General features: G+C 31.7%; 17 protein-coding genes. 4 read left to right on the top strand and 13 right to left on the bottom strand.

The genetic code is table 11. The features are described 5' to 3' along the window. The first annotated feature begins 320 nt into the window (after positions 1 to 320). Positions 321 to 1,139, top strand: coding sequence for a 3-methyl-2-oxobutanoate hydroxymethyltransferase (panB, locus tag AAC024_RS06220; RefSeq protein ID WP_339894361.1), 819 nt, complete (start codon positions 321 to 323; stop codon positions 1,137 to 1,139). A gap of 199 nt (positions 1,140 to 1,338) precedes the next feature. Continuing rightward, complete coding sequence (locus AAC024_RS06215) at positions 1,339 to 2,037, top strand: RluA family pseudouridine synthase (RefSeq protein WP_339894360.1); 699 nt, start codon at positions 1,339 to 1,341, stop codon at positions 2,035 to 2,037. 497 nt (positions 2,038 to 2,534) lie between these two features. On the opposite strand, the gene AAC024_RS06210 is transcribed toward AAC024_RS06215, so the two are convergent. The 13 genes from AAC024_RS06210 to AAC024_RS06150 all read right to left on the bottom strand — a co-directional run bounded on the left by AAC024_RS06210 (position 2,535) and on the right by AAC024_RS06150 (position 15,492). Then, positions 2,535 to 3,239 (bottom strand): response regulator transcription factor, encoded by a 705-nt coding sequence (locus AAC024_RS06210; RefSeq protein WP_339894359.1) that lies wholly within the window; start codon positions 3,237 to 3,239, stop codon positions 2,535 to 2,537. A gap of 2 nt (positions 3,240 to 3,241) precedes the next feature. Continuing rightward, on the bottom strand, positions 3,242 to 4,774 hold the full coding sequence (locus AAC024_RS06205) for a HAMP domain-containing sensor histidine kinase (RefSeq protein ID WP_339894357.1): 1,533 nt from the start codon (positions 4,772 to 4,774) through the stop codon (positions 3,242 to 3,244). Between the two features lie 115 nt (positions 4,775 to 4,889). Beyond that, complete coding sequence (gene coaE, locus AAC024_RS06200) at positions 4,890 to 5,474, bottom strand: dephospho-CoA kinase (RefSeq protein WP_339894356.1); 585 nt, start codon at positions 5,472 to 5,474, stop codon at positions 4,890 to 4,892. After that, positions 5,471 to 6,427, bottom strand: a complete 957-nt coding sequence (locus AAC024_RS06195) for a YbbR-like domain-containing protein (RefSeq protein WP_339894354.1) — start codon at positions 6,425 to 6,427, stop codon at positions 5,471 to 5,473. Before AAC024_RS06195 ends, coaE begins: the two co-directional genes overlap by 4 nt. A 15-nt stretch (positions 6,428 to 6,442) precedes the next feature. Then, a complete protein-coding gene (locus tag AAC024_RS06190) occupies positions 6,443 to 7,450 on the bottom strand; it encodes a glycosyltransferase (RefSeq protein ID WP_339894353.1) in 1,008 nt (335 codons plus the stop codon). A 477-nt stretch (positions 7,451 to 7,927) separates the two neighbouring features. Next, entirely contained in the window at positions 7,928 to 8,743 is an 816-nt protein-coding gene (locus AAC024_RS06185) for an SDR family oxidoreductase (RefSeq protein ID WP_339894352.1), read from the bottom strand. A gap of 120 nt (positions 8,744 to 8,863) precedes the next feature. Next, the gene (gene recN, locus AAC024_RS06180) at positions 8,864 to 10,516 is read right to left on the bottom strand and encodes a DNA repair protein RecN (protein ID WP_339894351.1); all 1,653 of its coding nucleotides are present in this window, start codon (positions 10,514 to 10,516) and stop codon (positions 8,864 to 8,866) included. A 71-nt stretch (positions 10,517 to 10,587) separates the two neighbouring features. Further along, positions 10,588 to 11,475, bottom strand: coding sequence for a DUF4835 family protein (locus tag AAC024_RS06175; protein ID WP_339894350.1), 888 nt, complete (start codon positions 11,473 to 11,475; stop codon positions 10,588 to 10,590). After that, a complete protein-coding gene (gene coaBC, locus AAC024_RS06170; RefSeq protein WP_339894349.1) occupies positions 11,468 to 12,700 on the bottom strand; it encodes a bifunctional phosphopantothenoylcysteine decarboxylase/phosphopantothenate--cysteine ligase CoaBC in 1,233 nt (410 codons plus the stop codon). The genes AAC024_RS06175 and coaBC overlap by 8 nt, the downstream gene beginning before the upstream one ends. A gap of 88 nt (positions 12,701 to 12,788) precedes the next feature. Next, positions 12,789 to 13,118: a DNA-directed RNA polymerase subunit omega gene (locus tag AAC024_RS06165; RefSeq protein ID WP_339894348.1), complete on the bottom strand. Its 330-nt coding sequence runs from the start codon at positions 13,116 to 13,118 to the stop codon at positions 12,789 to 12,791. 12 nt (positions 13,119 to 13,130) lie between these two features. Further along, positions 13,131 to 13,970: an outer membrane protein assembly factor BamD gene (gene bamD, locus AAC024_RS06160; protein WP_339894347.1), complete on the bottom strand. Its 840-nt coding sequence runs from the start codon at positions 13,968 to 13,970 to the stop codon at positions 13,131 to 13,133. A gap of 119 nt (positions 13,971 to 14,089) precedes the next feature. After that, on the bottom strand, positions 14,090 to 14,968 hold the full coding sequence (gene dapA, locus AAC024_RS06155) for a 4-hydroxy-tetrahydrodipicolinate synthase (RefSeq protein ID WP_339894346.1): 879 nt from the start codon (positions 14,966 to 14,968) through the stop codon (positions 14,090 to 14,092). A gap of 5 nt (positions 14,969 to 14,973) precedes the next feature. Next, positions 14,974 to 15,492 carry a hypothetical protein gene (locus tag AAC024_RS06150; RefSeq protein WP_339894344.1) on the bottom strand — a complete coding sequence of 173 codons (519 nt, stop codon included), beginning with the start codon at positions 15,490 to 15,492 and terminating at the stop codon, positions 14,974 to 14,976. A 125-nt stretch (positions 15,493 to 15,617) separates the two neighbouring features. Here AAC024_RS06150 and AAC024_RS06145 point away from each other — a divergent pair, with 125 nt between their 5' ends. Together AAC024_RS06145 and AAC024_RS06140 are read left to right on the top strand one after the other, a co-directional pair. Beyond that, entirely contained in the window at positions 15,618 to 16,310 is a 693-nt protein-coding gene (locus AAC024_RS06145; RefSeq protein ID WP_339894343.1) for a 5'-nucleotidase, read from the top strand. A 2-nt stretch (positions 16,311 to 16,312) separates the two neighbouring features. Beyond that, positions 16,313 to 17,230, top strand: a complete 918-nt coding sequence (locus AAC024_RS06140) for a metallophosphatase (protein ID WP_339894342.1) — start codon at positions 16,313 to 16,315, stop codon at positions 17,228 to 17,230. Positions 17,231 to 17,282: the final 52 nt, after the last annotated feature.

Here is a 17,282-nt window from a genome sequence, read left to right as displayed (position 1 = left end):
TTTGCAGTCGCAGTCGCAGTTTTCAGGCTTACTCAAACGTTTAAAAATCACAGTTTTCTTTCGTTTTCTACCTTCAATAATATTCCACTTTTCTTTTCTCTCTCTTCTCTACTCTATTTTCTATATCTTTTTAGCTTCTTAACCAGATAAACACAAGCTTTCCATAAATCCCCAACCAAAATAACTGATAACCAGCTATCAAAGTTTGCTTCAAAGAAAAGTTTAACAGGAAATACCAAATAAATTTAATCAATCATTTTAAAATTCATTTGGTATACTTCTTAATTTAGTATTTTTACGTGCTAACTAAATTAAAAAATATGTCTGTAGCCAAAAATGAATACAAACGCGTTACCGTAAAAACATTAGTAGATATGAAAGCCAATGGCGAAAAAATATCTATGCTTACTGCCTATGATTATACGATGGCAAAAATTGTTGATGGGGCTGGTATTGATGTTATTCTTGTAGGTGATTCTGCAAGTAATGTTATGGCAGGGCATGAAACGACGCTACCAATTACCTTAGACCAAATGATTTATCATGCCTCTTCTGTAATTCGTGCTATTGACCGGTGTTTGGTAGTTGTAGATTTACCTTTTGGCAGCTATCAAAGTGATCCGAAAGAAGCTTTACGTTCTGCCATTAGAATAATGAAAGAAAGTGGTGCGCACTCGGTTAAACTTGAAGGCGGACGCGAAATAAAAGAATCCATAAAGCGAATTTTAAACGCTGGTATTCCAGTAATGGGACACCTAGGACTAACACCTCAGTCCATATATAAATTTGGAACCTATACTGTTCGTGCAAAAGATGAACAAGAAGCAGAAGATTTAATTGAAGATGCCAAAATGCTTGAAAAAGTAGGATGTTTTGCTATTGTATTAGAAAAAATTCCAGCAAAACTAGCTAAACAAGTTGCAGAGAGCGTTAGTATCCCAATAATAGGAATTGGAGCTGGACCAGATGTAGATGGACAAGTTTTGGTTTTACACGATATGCTAGGAATGACACATGAATTTAATCCTAGATTTTTACGTAGATATTTACATTTATATGAAGAAATGACTACTGCCATTTCACAATATGTAGCTGATGTTAAACGTGTTGATTTCCCTAATGAGAGTGAGCAATATTAATCCCATTGCCCTACGGGCATTTCCTCGAAGGGGAAAATAAAATCCGTATAAATTAAAGCTAGCAAATCATTAGAATAAATATTTGCTGGATTAAAATTTAAATATTGAAATCACTAATAACTCTGAGAGTCTCTGTGCAACAGAAAAACATGAGAGGAAGTATCAGTGAAAATCTGTGAAATCCGTGCCTAAAACCAACATGTCAAAAATAATTTCAAATAAAGACAACCTTCAGGTGCTTTTCGAAGACAACCACATCATTATAGTAAACAAACGTGCTGGTGATATTGTGCAAGGTGATAAAACAGGTGACAAACCACTTAGCGACGTTGTAAAAGAATATATCAAAGACAAATACAACAAACCTGGAAATGTCTATTTAGGAACTGTTCACAGATTAGATAGACCCACCACTGGTCTTGTTATTTTTGCAAAAACAAGTAAAGTACTTCCTAGGCTTAACAAATTATTCCTTTCAAAAGAAATTAAGAAAACATACTGGGCGATTGTGAAAAACAAACCTATAAAACATGAAGACACCCTCATAAATTGGCTTATTAAAAATCCTAAAAACAATAAATCAAGAGCTTATTCAAAAGCGGTTTCCGAAAGCAAAAAAGCTATTCTTCATTATAAAGTCATAAAAAAATTAGATAATTACTTTTTGCTTGAAATTAATTTGGAAACGGGCAGACACCACCAAATACGTGTACAATTATCAAATATAGGATGCGCAATTAAAGGCGATTTAAAATATGGTTTTGACAGAAGTAATAAAGATGCCAGCATTAGCTTACACGCCAGACATATAGAGTTTATTCATCCAGTAAAAAAAGAACCGATTTCAATTGATGCGCCTTTACCAAATGATGCTATTTGGAATGCATGTTTGTTGTAAAACCTAATAACCTGTGTTTGGTTAATTATTATAATTGTATCAACTTGAATTTTAGCTATAAATAACGAATCTTATGTCCAATAAAGTCTCATTTAGACCTTATAAGTGTTAAAATTAGGCGTACAAGGTTTTCAAAACCTTGTGGATTGCTAAACTTATTAATATTCAATTATTTACTAATCCAGCTCAGGTTAATAACCTAATAACATTATAATTTAAAAGAAAACTAGATCGTGGTTAGGGATTGCAGCGGCATCCTTTTTAAAGATGATAAGCTATAAATATAGGCTGGCTAATAATTAACAGATTGCCACGTCCTTCGTCTTCGCCATGACATTTTAAAAAGATATAGCCCTATGACTTCGCTCAGGATAAACTCCAAGCCCACCCTTTCGTCCCGATAGCTATCGGGAGCTATCGGGAGTGGTAACCTGCCGGCAGGCGCCAAAAAAATCCAGCATATAGCTGGATTTTTATTATCACAAAATTAAAATTTTCTAACTGTTTATTACCAACCTAAAACCTTCACCATGAATATTAAGTATTTCTACTTTTTCATCTAGCTTCATGTACTTACGGAGTTTCGCAATATATACATCCATACTTCGCGAGGTAAAATAATTGTCATCACGCCATATTTTTGTTAATGCCAATTCTCGTGGCATTAAGTCGTTTTCATGTAATGCTAATAAACGCAATAACTCGTTTTCCTTTGGTGATAGTTTAACGGGGTTTTCACCATCAAACTTCAAGAAACGCAGTTTAGAATTTAAATCGAAACGTCCTATTTTAAACTCAAATTGTTTACTATCTGAAATGGTTTCGGTAGCTTTTCTTTGAATAATAGCTTTAATTTTCATTAAAAGCACCTCGCTATCAAAAGGCTTATTTAAATAATCATCCGCACCTACTTTATAGCCTTTTAAAACGTCTTCTTTCATCGTTTTAGCCGTTAAAAACACAATAGGAACATCTGTGTTTTTCTCTCTTATTTCTTTAGCTAAAGTAAACCCATCTTTATAAGGCATCATTACATCTAAAATGCATAAATCGAAATCGTCTTTCTTGAATTTCTCGAAGCCTTCCATTCCGTTTTTAGCATGTGTAACTTCATACTCATTCATCATTAAATAATCCTTAAGAACGGTTCCAAAATTAGGGTCGTCTTCAACTAATAATATTCTTTTTTTATGCTCTTCCATAGTTATGATATTAACGGTAGCTTTATAATAAAAGTGCTTCCTTTTTCTTTTTCTGATTCTACTGATACATGACCTTGATGGTCTTCTACAATTCGTTTAACGTAGGCTAGACCTAAACCATGACCTTTTACGTTATGAATATTTCCGGTGTGCTCTCTATAAAATTTTTCAAACACTCTTTTAGCAGCCGCTTTACTCATGCCACTACCATGATCTTTAATTTTTAAAATTATATTTGTCCCTGCATTTTCAGTATACGCTTCAATTTTGGGAGCCTCTGGAGAATATTTTATTGCATTATCCAGAATGTTTACTATAACATTGGTAAAATGGGTTTCGTTCGCTAAAACTGATGACTTTTCTGCGTTTAAAAACGTTTTAATATAGCCTTGTCTATCTTCTACCAAAAGCTCTACATGTGTTAAAGCGTCTTCAACTAAGTCGTGTAACTCCACTCTATCCTTACTAATGTTTAGCTCATTTTTCTCTAGTTTAGATATTCTTAGTACATTTTCAACTTGCGCATGCATACGCTTATTTTCTTCCTTTATCATCCTAAGATATCGCAGTACCTTCTCTTTATCATCAATAACTTTTGGATTCCTAATAGCATCTAAGGCTAAGTTAATAGTCGCGATTGGTGTTTTAAACTCATGCGTCATGTTATTTATAAAATCCGTTTTAATTTCTGAAATTTTACGCTGTTTTACCAACTGAAATAAAGCGCTTAAATACGCCAGTATGATAATGGATGTGAAAATCACAGATAAAAAAATCATCCCAATAATACCTGATAAAATAAATTTTCTATCATCAGGAAAATTTACTATGAGTCTATATGGTGTTTGATTGTTTTCATCATAAAATATAGGAACTCTAAGTTTAGATTCGGGATTATACTCAAAGTTATCACTTCGTACTTTAGTTGCTAAATCATTACTATAAATGGCAAATTCAAAATCGATATCAATACCATCTTTTTCAAGTTTCTCTGATAACAACCTTTTAATTTCTTTTTCTGAAACCCGCTTATGAATTGGTGTTCGTTTTGAAATTTCTTTAAAACTCCTATCAAAACTCAACTTTTGTGCTTCATCAATAGTACCACTTCTTATGATTTTAGTAATCGGACTTTTAATGTCCTTTTCAGTAATTCCTGCACTATTATATATTTCTGTAGTTGATTTTGCAGTAATATTTTTAATATCAATGCTATCTAAACCAATGTCAAAGAGCGAAGAAGATAGTTTATAGTTTTCTTCTAAAACATCACCTCTATAAATGAACATTTCTTTTGTGCTGTTGTTTTTCTGATAAATCAGCAACTGAGAAACAGCATCTTCATCTGTTTTTTTCTCACTATCTAAGTTAAAAAACTTAGAAAAATACATTTCTGATTCGTTTTCTTCAATGGTATTAGAAACATAATTAAGTGCTTTAACAACATTAAAATTAAAACGTTCATTTTCGTTATCTACCGAATCATTAATATAATAAGCTTGAATAGCAATAATACCAACTAGAGACAAACTCATGAGTATTATTAACAGGATAAATAATTTTTTGCCCATCATTCAAAATTAACATTTTAACATTTAGTAATCTTATGTTTTAACCTTACATTAACAAAAATGTTAAAATTGTAGTTTCTTAGCCCATTTTAAGAATTTCCTTATGAATCTTTACAACTTGTTTTTTAGTATTTTCAAGTTCAATATTTTCAATAACAAAATGAGAATGCTTTACTTTTTCTTTATCTGTCCATTGATTTTTCATAATGGCTTCAATTTTTTCTTTTGAAGTATTATCGCGTTTGAGTAAACGCTTTATTCTTGTTTCTATTGGAGCAGTTACAGTAATTACAAAATCACATGCCTTATGTCCTCCATTTTCAAATAAGATAGCAACTTCTTTAATCACATAGGGTGTATCTTGTTTTATTACCCACTTTTGAAAATGTCGCGCCACTTTGGGATGTACTATAGCATTCATTTTTTGTAAATACCTTTTATCATTGAAAATGATATTTGCTAAGAAGGGTTTATTTAATTCATCATCAATATAAGCCTCATCACCAAATAATTTGATGAGTTTTCTTTTGATAATTTTAGATCTTCGCATCAAGCCTTTTGCTTCTTCATCAGCAATATAAACAGGAATACCCATTTCTGAAAACTGTTTTGCGACAGTTGTCTTCCCGCTCCCAATGCCACCTGTAAGTCCTACAATAATCATTTTGTTATAATAAATTCAATACGCTGTTGTTCAATTCTTGCATTCTTTACAGTCTCAGGATATTTAACAAGTTCTGGGATTAAGAAAGATTGACTCTCATTAGTTTTATTAAAATCGCAAACAACCTTAAAATCATTGGGTGTAATGGTATTAAAATTACTCAAACTTACATAATAAGAAACACTAACTACCTTTGGAAAGTATTTTAGTTTTGTGTTTTTCGGAATATTGATTACAGAAATAGGAATTTTAAGAGTGCCTTCTGTAAACTTTTCTACTTGCCCCTTTAAGACAATTTGTTCAGTAGAAAACTTTAAATCTGAGGTGCTTTTTGGCAACTTCAATTTTACAATTTCTGATACATTTGCTCGTATCTCTTTTAAAGTCACAGCTTCTGTTTCAAGAGCTGTAATTTTAGAAACTAATATATCTGGGCCAACCACTATAACCGAATCTGGTTCAGAAATTAGATTACCAGACATATTAAAACCTGGATCAAAACTAACATCAGCATTCAATATAACAGGGACTTTTTTCACCATATTAATGCCATATCTAAAAATAATTGGGTCTGGTGCTATGCTCAAAAGCTCCACTTGTTTATCAAATTGCGTGTTATTTAGAAATGATTTTGATTTATTCCAAACAAAAACGCCTTCTTTCTTAAATACATCTTTATTAAAATCTATTTTAATCTTTGGCTTAGAAACGTAGTACTTTAACCATTTAAAACCATGTGTTTTTAAAGTGATATTTAAATTGACAGAATCATTAAAAATAATATTTTCTTGAGGTACATTTAGTTTTTCTATTTCAAAAGCTATTGTATTTGTGTATTCTTTTGATAGCTTGGTAAAAATTAAAATAACGAAAGCAAATAGTAAAAATAAAATGAATACATTGATTCTTTTATTTTTAAAGGACGCTATAATATCTGCTTTTAATTTTTTCATTATTTCATTATTTCATTATTTCAACTTAAAGAATAATTTAGGAAAATGCGTTTCAGGATTTTTATTCAACATAGAAACCGCAAAAGTAGATTTTAAAAACCCATAGCCATAACCAGTGAACTGAATTAAAATTGCTAGAATAGCCAATATAGAGACTATTAAATTCTTTGTGCTAGATAAAGCTAATAAAAAAGCAATTACAAAATATAATCCATATCCGATTAAGAGCCATTTAAATCCAATAGCAAATAACAAAATAGCCAATATTAAACCCATGCTAAATAAAGTTGGAAACCAATAGGTCGCTTTTTTTGTTGAAGGATGCCACTTATTTAAAATAGGACGAACCATACCAAATTTATTGACTTGATTGTAAAAGTTCTCCCAAGAAACACGTCGTTTATGATACACATAGGCATCAGGAACTAATTTTGTTTTATAACCCAAATCCCATAATCTAATAGATAAATCTGGGTCTTCTCCTGGATGAATTCTTCCAAATCCCTTTGAATCTTCAAAAGCTTTTTTTGAAAGCCCCATATTGAAACTTCTTGGTTGAAATGTATCAATACTATTCTTATTACCACGTATGCCTCCTGTAGTAATAAACGAGGTCATTGAAAAATTAATCGCTTTTTGAAGATTTGAAAACGAATCATGAGCGGCATCGGGTCCTCCAAAACAATCAACATAATCTGTTGCTAAACTCTTTTCTACTTCAGTTAAATACTGTTTAGGTAGAATACAATCAGAATCTAAAATGATAAAATAGTTTCCTTTGGCATGCTTCATTCCAAAGTTCCTTGAATCTCCAGGTCCCGAGTTTTCTTTAAAAAAATAAGAAATATTTAGCTTTTTATTGAACGTTTCAACGACATCTTTTGAAGTTTTAGTTGACCCATCCTCAACAATTACAATTTCATACAACATATTTCCCTCTAAAGCTTCAAAACTTTGTAAAAGCTCTTGAATTTCATCTGGTCTATTATAGACTGGAATTATGAATGAATACTCTAATTGCATAATACAAATGTAATTAATCCTGTTACATTTATTAGCAAACTTACAACTGCTTTTCGATTGGACTCTTAATTGGCAGATAGGTGCGAGAGCGATAGTAGTGGTTAGCTTTTGGCGAGGCGCGCATCGAGCCAAAACTAGTAACGGATAGCGCGGTTTTTTTTAAAACTCGCCATAATTTTTTAAATTATAAAACCAAAAAAGCCACCGTTTTTAGGGTAGCTTTCTTTATGCATTTTGAGGCCTGTCAGGTTTTAAAAACCTGACAACCTGAGTTCGACGTAAGAACAAACATATTCTAATGAAAATTAATTATTTATGTTTCAATGTCAGGTTGAGCGCAGTCGAAACCCAAAGAATTTATCGATTTTAATGACCTTTCGACTGCGCTCAAGGTGACAACCCAACTATTTTGTTGATTTTCACCCTTAAAATGAAGATTTTTATATCGAACTCAGGTTGACAGGTCTTTAATAATTTTTATTCTTCCCCTACAAACGTACTCATTACAGCATCACTAACACCCATATTACTAAAACCACCATCATGGAATAAGTTTTGTAAGGTTACACGCTTTGTTAAATCGCTAAATAAAGACACCGTATAATTGGCACAATCTAAAGCGGTTGCATTACCAAGTGGCGACATTTTTTCCGCGTAAGCGATAAAACCATCAAATCCTTTAACACCACTACCAGCTGTTGTTGGCGTTGGTGATTGCGAAATAGTATTTACACGAACATTTTTATCTCTTCCAAAGAAGTATCCAAAACTACGTGCAATACTTTCTAAATATGCTTTATTATCTGCCATATCATTATAGTCTGGAAAAACACGTTGTGCAGCCATATAAGTTAATGCCACAATACTCCCCCATTCATTCATAGCATCAGATTTGTACAATGTTTGCATCAATTTATGAAATGACATGGCTGAAACATCGGTTCCTTTCTGCGTCCATTCATAATTTTGATCTGTATAATGCTTGCCTTTTCTAACATTTATAGACATCCCAATAGAATGTAAAACAAAATCGATTTTTCCTCCAAGAATTTCTTGAGACTTGTCAATTAAATTCTGTAAATCTTCAAGTGATGTGGCATCAGCTGGAATAATTTGAGAACCTGTTTTTTCTGCTAACTCATTAATTTGTCCCATTCGCATTGCTACTGGCGCGTTAGTTAGTACAAATTGACCTCCTTCTTCATGTACACGCTCAGCAGTTTTCCAAGCAATTGAATTAGAATCTAATGCTCCGAAAATGATTCCTTTTTTTCCTTTTAATAAGTTATACATATTTAATGGTTTGTATGTTGATTAGTTATATGTTTAATTCTAGTTAATTAATATGGGCTAAAGATAATATTAAAATTATTATTTTTATAATAAGATTCCTGCATTCGTAGGAATGACAAGTTAATTGAGTAATTCTTTAGCATGAGCTATCGCAGAAGTAGACATTTCTGAACCACCAAGCATTTGTGCAATTTCAACGATGCGTTCATCATGATTCAGCTTAATTAAATTGGTTTGAGTCACCTCGTTAACATCTTCTTTATAAACTTTGAAATGCGAATGTCCTTTAGCCGCAATTTGCGGTAAATGCGTGATAGAAAACACCTGCATAGTTTTACTCATTTGCAACATGATATCACCCATTTTATTTGAAATTTCGCCAGAAACACCAGTATCTATTTCATCAAACATAATAGTTGGTAATTGAATATATTTTGCTAAAACTGATTTTATAGCTAACATAATCCTTGAGAGTTCGCCTCCTGATGCTGCTTTTTTCAATTCATTAAAACTTCCGCCTTTATTGGCTGAAAATAAAAATGACAAGGCATCTTTTCCATTTGCATAAAACGTTTCGCTCCTTACAACATCAATTTTAAACTGTGCATTTGGCATACCTAAATCTACCAAAATAGTTTCCAATTGTTTTTTTAATTGTGGAACAACTTCTGAACGGTTTTTATGAATGACTTGAGAAATTGTGTTTAGTTCGGTTTCTTTTGCATCTATCTCAGATTGTTTTTTCTGAATGGTTTCATCTAAGTTCTCAGTAATTGAAACTTTCTCTTCTAATTGATTCTTTATAGTAATTAATTCTGATACATCAGAAGCTACGTGCTTTTGCATTAAACCATGAATTGTTTTCAATTTAGCATCAACAACTTCAAGTCTATTCGGGTTGGCTTCTATATGGTCTTGTAATTCATTAATCTCGCTAAACAAATCATCCATTTCAATCAAGCTGCTATTTGCTCTATCGAATAACGCTTCATATTTGGAAGAAAAACCAGTTAACTTTTGAAAGACATTTTTCAATGACGTAAGAGAAGATAACACGCCTACCTGTTCGTCACTTAAAAGCTGATAGGCTTCAGCAAGATTTTCTTTGATGCCTTCAATGTTATTTAGGGTTTCATATTCTTCTTCTAATACCTCTACCTCGCCTGCAACTAAATTAGCTTCCACTAATTCGTTTAATAAAAACGAGTTATAGTCATGCTCTTTGATAGCTTCTACTTGAAAAGAAGTTAGATCTTTTAGTGCTTTTTGCAGCTTCTTATAAGTATTTAATTCTGTTTTATAATTTTGAAGTGAATCCTCATTCTTTGCTAAAGCATCAATAACCTGAAATTGAAAGTCGTTACTAGTTAATTGCAACGTTTGGTGTTGAGAATGAATATCGACTAAACGCTCTCCTAACAATTGTAAGCTTGTTAAGTTAACAGGAGAATCGTTAACAAACGCTCTGGATTTACCAGAAGGCAATATCTCTCTTCGAATTATAGTATGCGCTTCATAATCAAAATCTTCAGACTCAAAAAGCGGTTTTAGATTATAATTAGAAACATTAAAAACGGCTTCTATAATACACTTTTGTGTGGCGTCTTTTAAACTACTCAAATCAGCGCGCTTACCTAAAATTAATGATAAACCACCAAGTAATATAGACTTACCTGCACCAGTTTCACCTGTAATAATTGAAAAACCATCATTAAAATCGACATTAAGATTGTCAATTAAAGCATAATTTTTTATGGAAAGGGAGATTAGCATATTTTAGTATTCAGTCTTCAGTTTCCAGTATCCAGTAACTACATACTGTGACTGACACATACTGACTTCTTTTAATATTTAATATTTTGCCATTTACTACTATGCATAGGCGCAATTTTTTGTAATGTTTCTTTTAAACTTGCTATATCCACATTTGGTCCATCTGAGAAAATTTGCTCTACTTCTTCTGCTTTGGCATCAAAAAAGGTACGCAATAAGAAAGAATTTGGTCTCCGGCTATTCATAGCTTGAAACTTTTCTAAAGATGAAGCCACTGCTTCTTTACCCTCCTTAACATCATCACTCATAACATCTAAACCATTTCTGTGATAGGTATACATAACATTTCTAAATTCCTTAAATGTTGGCGACAACACATTGTCAATAAGCGAAAATCTACTTTGTAATCCATCTTCTAATTTCCAACCTTTAAAATTACCCTGTTGGGAATAATTGGTTATAATTTGAGCCTGTTTGAAATTCTCATCGCCTCCATTTATTTCAAATGAATCGGCGTCTAAAGCCAAAATCATATTGACATGAAAAGCGATAACAGAAATAAGGTTAGATTCAAATTGAGAAGGATTATAAATTAAATTCTGAAACTCTAGATACCTAAAATTAAAATCTTTGTCGTTGAAATTATAAATAGGTGTACTAAAAGAAGACCCATAAATTGGTCGTGATGATTGTATTTGTAATGTTGCTTGAAACGACTCACCACTGTAATTAACAACATTTACAAACATATTGCAACTAATACGTTCTTGATCTTTAAAGGCTTTTTTAGTCCATTTTGTATTATTAATAAACTCATTGAGTTGCTTCTCTAGTGTTTTAAAAATAGGAAAATTTTCATTACCAGTTTGTTCTGCGTTTACAACAACATTACAATTCAACTCCTGTGAAATCCCCTTTAAACTAAGGCAAATTAATAATACAACTAAAATATTACGCATCAATTTCTGATATAATTTTGTTTAATAAATCTGAAGCTACCTCTGCTTTCGACTTTAACTGAAACTCTGAAATATTTTCTTTATCATCAATGAAAGTCACTTTATTAGTATCGGTTTTAAAGCCAGCACCTTTATCATTTAACGAATTTAGCACAATTAAATTTAAATTCTTCCTTTTTAATTTTCCTTTTGCATTTTCTAATTCGTTGTTGGTTTCCAATGCAAAACCAACTAAATATTGTTTCTTTTTAAGGTCTCCCAAAGAAGCTAGAATGTCTTTAGTTTTTTCTAACTCTAAAGTTAACGTTTCAGACTTCTTTTTTATTTTCTGAGATGCCACTTCTTTAGGTTTATAATCTGCTACAGCCGCAGAAAGTATTGCCACATCACTATTTTTATAATATTTATGAACTTCGTTAAACATCTCTTGCGCACCTACAACGGGTATAACATCTATTAAAGCATGAGATACTTTTTGATGTGTTGGTCCTGTAATCAAAATAACCTCAGCTCCCAAATTAGCTGCTGCTTTAGCTATTTCAAATCCCATTTTTCCGCTAGAATGATTACCTATAAAACGAACAGGGTCAATAGTCTCGTAAGTTGGTCCTGCGGTAATTAATACTTTTTTTCCACGTAGTGGAAGTTTTCCTAAAATATCATTTTCTATAAAAGCAACGATATCTTCTGGCTCAGCCATTCTACCGGCTCCTACTAAACCACTTGCCAATTCGCCACTAGTAGCAGGAATCATAATATTTCCGAAGTTGTTTAGTTTTTCAAAAGACTGAATTGTAGTTGGATGCTTGTACATATCCAAATCCATGGCAGGTGCAAAATACACAGCACATTTAGCCGATAAATATGTAGCTAATAATAAATTATCACAAACGCCATTTGCCATTTTTGATAAGGTATTCGCAGTTGCTGGTGCAATAACAAATACATCCGCCCAAAGCCCTAAATCTACATGGCTATTCCATATAGCATTGTCCTGCCTGCCGGCAGCCATGGCATCCTCTTCATTTGTGAAAGACGAATGTACAGGATGTTTTGATAATGTTGATAATGTTAAAGGGGTAACAAATTCTTTGGCAGCAGGTGTCATAACTACTTTTACTTGAGCACCAGATTTAATAAACAACCTAACCAATGAAGCAGATTTATAAGCAGCAATGCCAGCTGTTACGCCTAGTAGTATTTTTTTCCCAGTTAATATGCTCATAAAAATCTTATGTTAATAACCAAATAAACTCCAAGACCATTTATTAAAACGGTATTGGAGTTTGTTTAATGGTGTTTAAATTTAGAAATTATTCTTGAGAATCTTCCTCTGTATTTCTAAAATAAATTTTATCTGTTAACCATTCTTGAACAGCTAACGCATGAGGTTTTGGTAATTTTTCGTAAAATTTAGAAACCTCAATTTGCTCTTTGTTTTCAAAGATTTCTTCAAGACTATCATTATAAGTAGCAAATTCTTCTAACTTATCAATAAGTTCTTTTTTAATCTCTGTGTTAATTTGATCTGCACGTCTTGCAATGATTGAAATTGACTCGTAGATATTCTCAGTTGGCTCATCTATTTGATTTCTATCATACGTTACCGTATTAACTGGAGCATTGGTTTTTTTTAAATCCATTCTTATTATAATTTAACTTTTGGTGCTGTAACCTTTTAATTCTTCGTTTATTGCTAATACCATGGCATTAACATCTTCAATATGTTTTGAATTGGCATAAATCTCTTTGAACGCCTCCGAATACTCTTTTGCTGTTTCCAAGCGTTGCTTTTTTAAATATACTAATCCCTTCTGCAAAGAGTTTTTAATCTCTACACTGTTTACTGCCAATTTATATGCCGAATCTAATCTATAAAACAAGGCGCTTTCACGTAATTTTGAGCCTGGAAATTCAAATATAAAATTATCAAAAGATCTTACCGAGGCAGGATAATCTGATATTTTATTATATTGTTTAGCAATTTCATAAGCTTTTTTCTCCAGTTTAAAATCTAACTCTTGAACTAATGGATTGGCTTCAGAAACATACTTTGAATCAGGAAACAAATTGATAAACTCTTGAAGTTTTTCAAGAGCTTCCTTTGTTTCTTTTTGTTCTTTACTATAAACAGGTGATAACTGATAATAACTTTTAGCACTCAAAAAGGCAGCTTCTTCAACCTTTTCACTTTTAGGATAACTTGATGCAAATCGTTCAAACTGATAACCTGCTACATAATAGTCTTCCATTTTGTAAAATGTATTAGAATACAAATACATTAACTTCTCAGCTTGAGGTTTTCCTCTATAACTTGGGACAATTTGAGCAAAAAGTCTATTAGCTTTCGCAAATTTGCCCTCATTATACAACGCTTCTCCCATTTTAAATTTTGTAGCAATAGCACCTTCTCCATCTGCTTTTAAAGCCTTTTGATACTCGCTACAGCTACTTAAAACTGCTAAAACTATTAGAATGTAAAAAAATTTTATCATAGGTTTTTAATACAGCACGCAAAAATACGCTATTAATATGGATTTTAAAAATATTATTTTCATGCTAAAATAACAGCTTAAAGTCAACGATCATAAGGTTTAAGTAATTTTTAACAGACTTAAAAAGTATTTACGAAATCTACAATCTTTTGTTTTAGTTGACTTGATGCTGGAACTAGTGGCAATCTAACCGAATCTTGGCATAAATTTAAAGCTTCAAAAACCGCTTTAATTCCTGCAGGGTTATTCTCTTCAAAAATAAGACCTATTACCGCCATAAGCTTATAGTGCAGTTTATAAGCTCCTTTAGCATCACCTTTTAAACCTAACCGAATCATATTTGAAAACTCTTTTGGAAACGCTTGACCTATAACTGAAATTACTCCTGCTCCACCAGCTAAAGTTACTCCAAGAGCCAAATCATCGTCACCAGAAATTATTAAAAAATCTTCTGGTTTATTTTTAATTAACTCTAAATATTGAGACATGTTATTTCCAGCCTCTTTAACTGCAACTATGTTTTTAAAATCGTTAGCTAATCTTAAAGTGGTTTCTACCTCAATATTTTTTGAAGTACGTCCAGGAACATTATATAAAATAACATCTATAGGTGAAGTTTCAGCAATAGCCTTAAAATGTTGGTAAATACCTTCTTGAGTTGGTTTACTATAATATGGAGAAACTGACAAAATAGCATCAATTCCGCTTAAATCAGTAGATTTTATTTCCTCAACAACGGCAGTTGTATTATTTCCTCCAATCCCCAAAACTAATGGCAATTTTCCGTTATTAGCTTTTGAAATAGTGGCTACAACTTCCTTTTTTTCTTGTTTTGTAAGTGTTACACTTTCTCCAGTTGTTCCACAAATTACAAGATATTCTGTGCCTTTTTCAATATTATAATTTACAATATGTGCCAAGGCTGCATGATCTATACTTAAATCTGCCTTAAAAGGGGTTACCAATGCCACTCCAGTTCCAAGAAACTTACTATTCATTTTTACTATATTTTATTTAATATACTGAGGTACTTAAAAACTTCTTTCTTAAATAACTCAAACTGTTTTAGACTTGTTTTAATAATCAAATCGTTTAAACGTTCATCCGTTTGTAAAATGCCTATTTTAAATTTTGCTTTAGACTTAGCAGTCATCAATTTCAATTCTAAAACATCTTTTTCAAAATAACTAATCAGAATATCAAATGGTACATCCAAAAACTCCTGTAAATCAGCGTTTTTAATCTTTCCTTTCCATCCAAAATCTTTTAAATTATAACATTCATCCCAAGCATGTAAATCATTTTTTTTGCTTTCGGAAAATGCAATGATTTTTAATTTATTTGGCCTAACTTTTATAAAATCAGATAGTTTTCGAAATGATTCAAAATCATGAATTTCATCAATATTAAAGATAATTCCTAAACTTATTAACTTATCGTCGTTAACAATTACCTGCCTTTCAGACAACAATTTGTTTAAGTACTTTTTATTAGATTTTTCTCTAAAACCCTTTAAAATCATTTATCTTTATGCTTTGGCCAAAGGTAACAAAAGTACATTCAAATTTTCTTTTTTATATTATGAGGTTTACACATTTATTTTTTTTGTTAAATATTTTCATTTTTTCGAGTTGTAAACAACAAAAAATGCAGCTTACAAAAATTGAAGGCAAGCAAATTTTAATTTCAGACACACTGAAATTAGATTCTGAAATTGAAGCTTTTATCAAGCCATATAGAGATAATATTCAAAAAGATTTAGATAGTGTTTTGGCATATTCTGCAAACACGTATTCAAAAACTGACGGTGAATTTAATACTGCTTTAGGGAATTTTATGGCCGATGCGGTTTATAGTGAATCAAATCCTGTTTTTAAAAGTAGAACTGGGCATGATATAGATATGGTGCTACTTAATTACGGAAGCATTAGATCGTCTTTAAACAAAGGTAATGTATCAAAAAGAACAGCCTTTGAATTAATGCCTTTTGAAAACAGTATTGTAGTGATTGCGTTTAAAGGCACTCAAATTGATAGTTTAATAGGTTATTTAAGACAATCAAAAAGTGCACATCCAATTTCTAAACTGAAACTTGTTTTAAATAAAGATTTTGATGTAGTAGAAGCTAAGATAAATGGAGAAGGAATCAAGCAGAATAAAACCTATTACGTTGCCACTAGCGACTATCTATATAATGGGGGTGATAATATGCGCTTTTTTAAACCGAACGATAGCGTTTATTATTTGAATTATAAAATTAGAAATGCCTTAATTGATAAGTTCATCAAACTTGACTCTATAAACCCTGTTATTGACGATAGATTTATTCAAACAAAATAATTATGAAGCGTAGAGATTTTATTCAGCAAGCATTAGCGGGAACAGCTTTAGTTACACTAGGGAGTCTAGGGTTGCAATCATTTACTAGTGCAGTAAAAACCACTAAAATCACTATTCTTCATACTAACGATGTGCATAGTCATATTGATCCTTTTGGACCTGAAAATGCTAGAAACCCTAACACAGGTGGTGTAGCAAGACGCGCTAGTTTAATTGAAGCTTTAAGACAAGAAAACCCAAACACATTACTACTTGACGCTGGAGATATTTTTCAAGGCACTCCATATTTTAATTATTATGGTGGTGAATTGGAATTTAAATTAATGAGCATGCTAAAGTATGACGCTGCAACAATTGGAAATCATGATTTTGATAACGGAATTGATGGCTTGTATGCACAACTTCCGCATGCCGAATTCCAATTTATAACTGCCAATTACGATTTTTCAAACACTATAATGGATACCCAAACCAAACCCTATAAAATATTTAAAAAAGATGGGATTAAAATTGGTGTTTTTGGTTTAGGTATTAAACTTGATGGATTGGTAACTCCTGATATGTTTAAAGAAACCAAATATTTAGATCCTATTGAAATTAGTCAAGACATGACTAGAATTTTAAAAACAGAAGAAGGCTGCGATTTAATAATCTGCTTATCGCATTTAGGGTATCATTATAGAAATAATCCTGATAAAATTAGCGACCTAACTCTAGCTAAAGCCACTAAAGACATTGATTTGATTATTGGCGGACACACTCATACTTTTCTTCCAAAACCAACGGTTGCAAAGAATATTGAAGGCGAAAATATGCTAGTCAACCAAGTAGGATATTATGGTATAAATTTGGGGAAAATAGATTTTTATTTTGATTCGGATAAGAACAAATCTGCAAATGGAACTTCAATAATTGTTTAGTTTGCTGTTTTTTTGTTAATAATTGAGGTTAAATGCGTCTAAGCATCCAACT

Source organism: uncultured Algibacter sp. (assembly GCF_963976535.1).
Taxonomy (GTDB): Bacteria; Bacteroidota; Bacteroidia; order Flavobacteriales; family Flavobacteriaceae; genus Algibacter_B.
The sequence above is the reverse complement of the archived record's forward strand: the minus strand, read 5'-3'. Positions and strand labels throughout refer to the sequence as shown.

What these genes read in the sequence shown, in the direction of transcription:
- panB (WP_339894361.1), top strand. Translation starts at nt 321, where the DNA reads ATGTCTGTAGCCAAAAATGAATACAAACGCGTTACCGTAAAAACATTA.
- AAC024_RS06215 (WP_339894360.1), top strand. Translation starts at nt 1,339, where the DNA reads ATGTCAAAAATAATTTCAAATAAAGACAACCTTCAGGTGCTTTTCGAA.
- AAC024_RS06210 (WP_339894359.1), bottom strand. Translation starts at nt 3,239, where the DNA reads ATGGAAGAGCATAAAAAAAGAATATTATTAGTTGAAGACGACCCTAAT.
- AAC024_RS06205 (WP_339894357.1), bottom strand. Translation starts at nt 4,774, where the DNA reads ATGAGTTTGTCTCTAGTTGGTATTATTGCTATTCAAGCTTATTATATT.
- coaE (WP_339894356.1), bottom strand. Translation starts at nt 5,474, where the DNA reads ATGATTATTGTAGGACTTACAGGTGGCATTGGGAGCGGGAAGACAACT.
- AAC024_RS06195 (WP_339894354.1), bottom strand. Translation starts at nt 6,427, where the DNA reads ATGAAAAAATTAAAAGCAGATATTATAGCGTCCTTTAAAAATAAAAGA.
- AAC024_RS06190 (WP_339894353.1), bottom strand. Translation starts at nt 7,450, where the DNA reads ATGCAATTAGAGTATTCATTCATAATTCCAGTCTATAATAGACCAGAT.
- AAC024_RS06185 (WP_339894352.1), bottom strand. Translation starts at nt 8,743, where the DNA reads ATGTATAACTTATTAAAAGGAAAAAAAGGAATCATTTTCGGAGCATTA.
- recN (WP_339894351.1), bottom strand. Translation starts at nt 10,516, where the DNA reads ATGCTAATCTCCCTTTCCATAAAAAATTATGCTTTAATTGACAATCTT.
- AAC024_RS06175 (WP_339894350.1), bottom strand. Translation starts at nt 11,475, where the DNA reads ATGCGTAATATTTTAGTTGTATTATTAATTTGCCTTAGTTTAAAGGGG.
- coaBC (WP_339894349.1), bottom strand. Translation starts at nt 12,700, where the DNA reads ATGAGCATATTAACTGGGAAAAAAATACTACTAGGCGTAACAGCTGGC.
- AAC024_RS06165 (WP_339894348.1), bottom strand. Translation starts at nt 13,118, where the DNA reads ATGGATTTAAAAAAAACCAATGCTCCAGTTAATACGGTAACGTATGAT.
- bamD (WP_339894347.1), bottom strand. Translation starts at nt 13,970, where the DNA reads ATGATAAAATTTTTTTACATTCTAATAGTTTTAGCAGTTTTAAGTAGC.
- dapA (WP_339894346.1), bottom strand. Translation starts at nt 14,968, where the DNA reads ATGAATAGTAAGTTTCTTGGAACTGGAGTGGCATTGGTAACCCCTTTT.
- AAC024_RS06150 (WP_339894344.1), bottom strand. Translation starts at nt 15,492, where the DNA reads ATGATTTTAAAGGGTTTTAGAGAAAAATCTAATAAAAAGTACTTAAAC.
- AAC024_RS06145 (WP_339894343.1), top strand. Translation starts at nt 15,618, where the DNA reads ATGCAGCTTACAAAAATTGAAGGCAAGCAAATTTTAATTTCAGACACA.
- AAC024_RS06140 (WP_339894342.1), top strand. Translation starts at nt 16,313, where the DNA reads ATGAAGCGTAGAGATTTTATTCAGCAAGCATTAGCGGGAACAGCTTTA.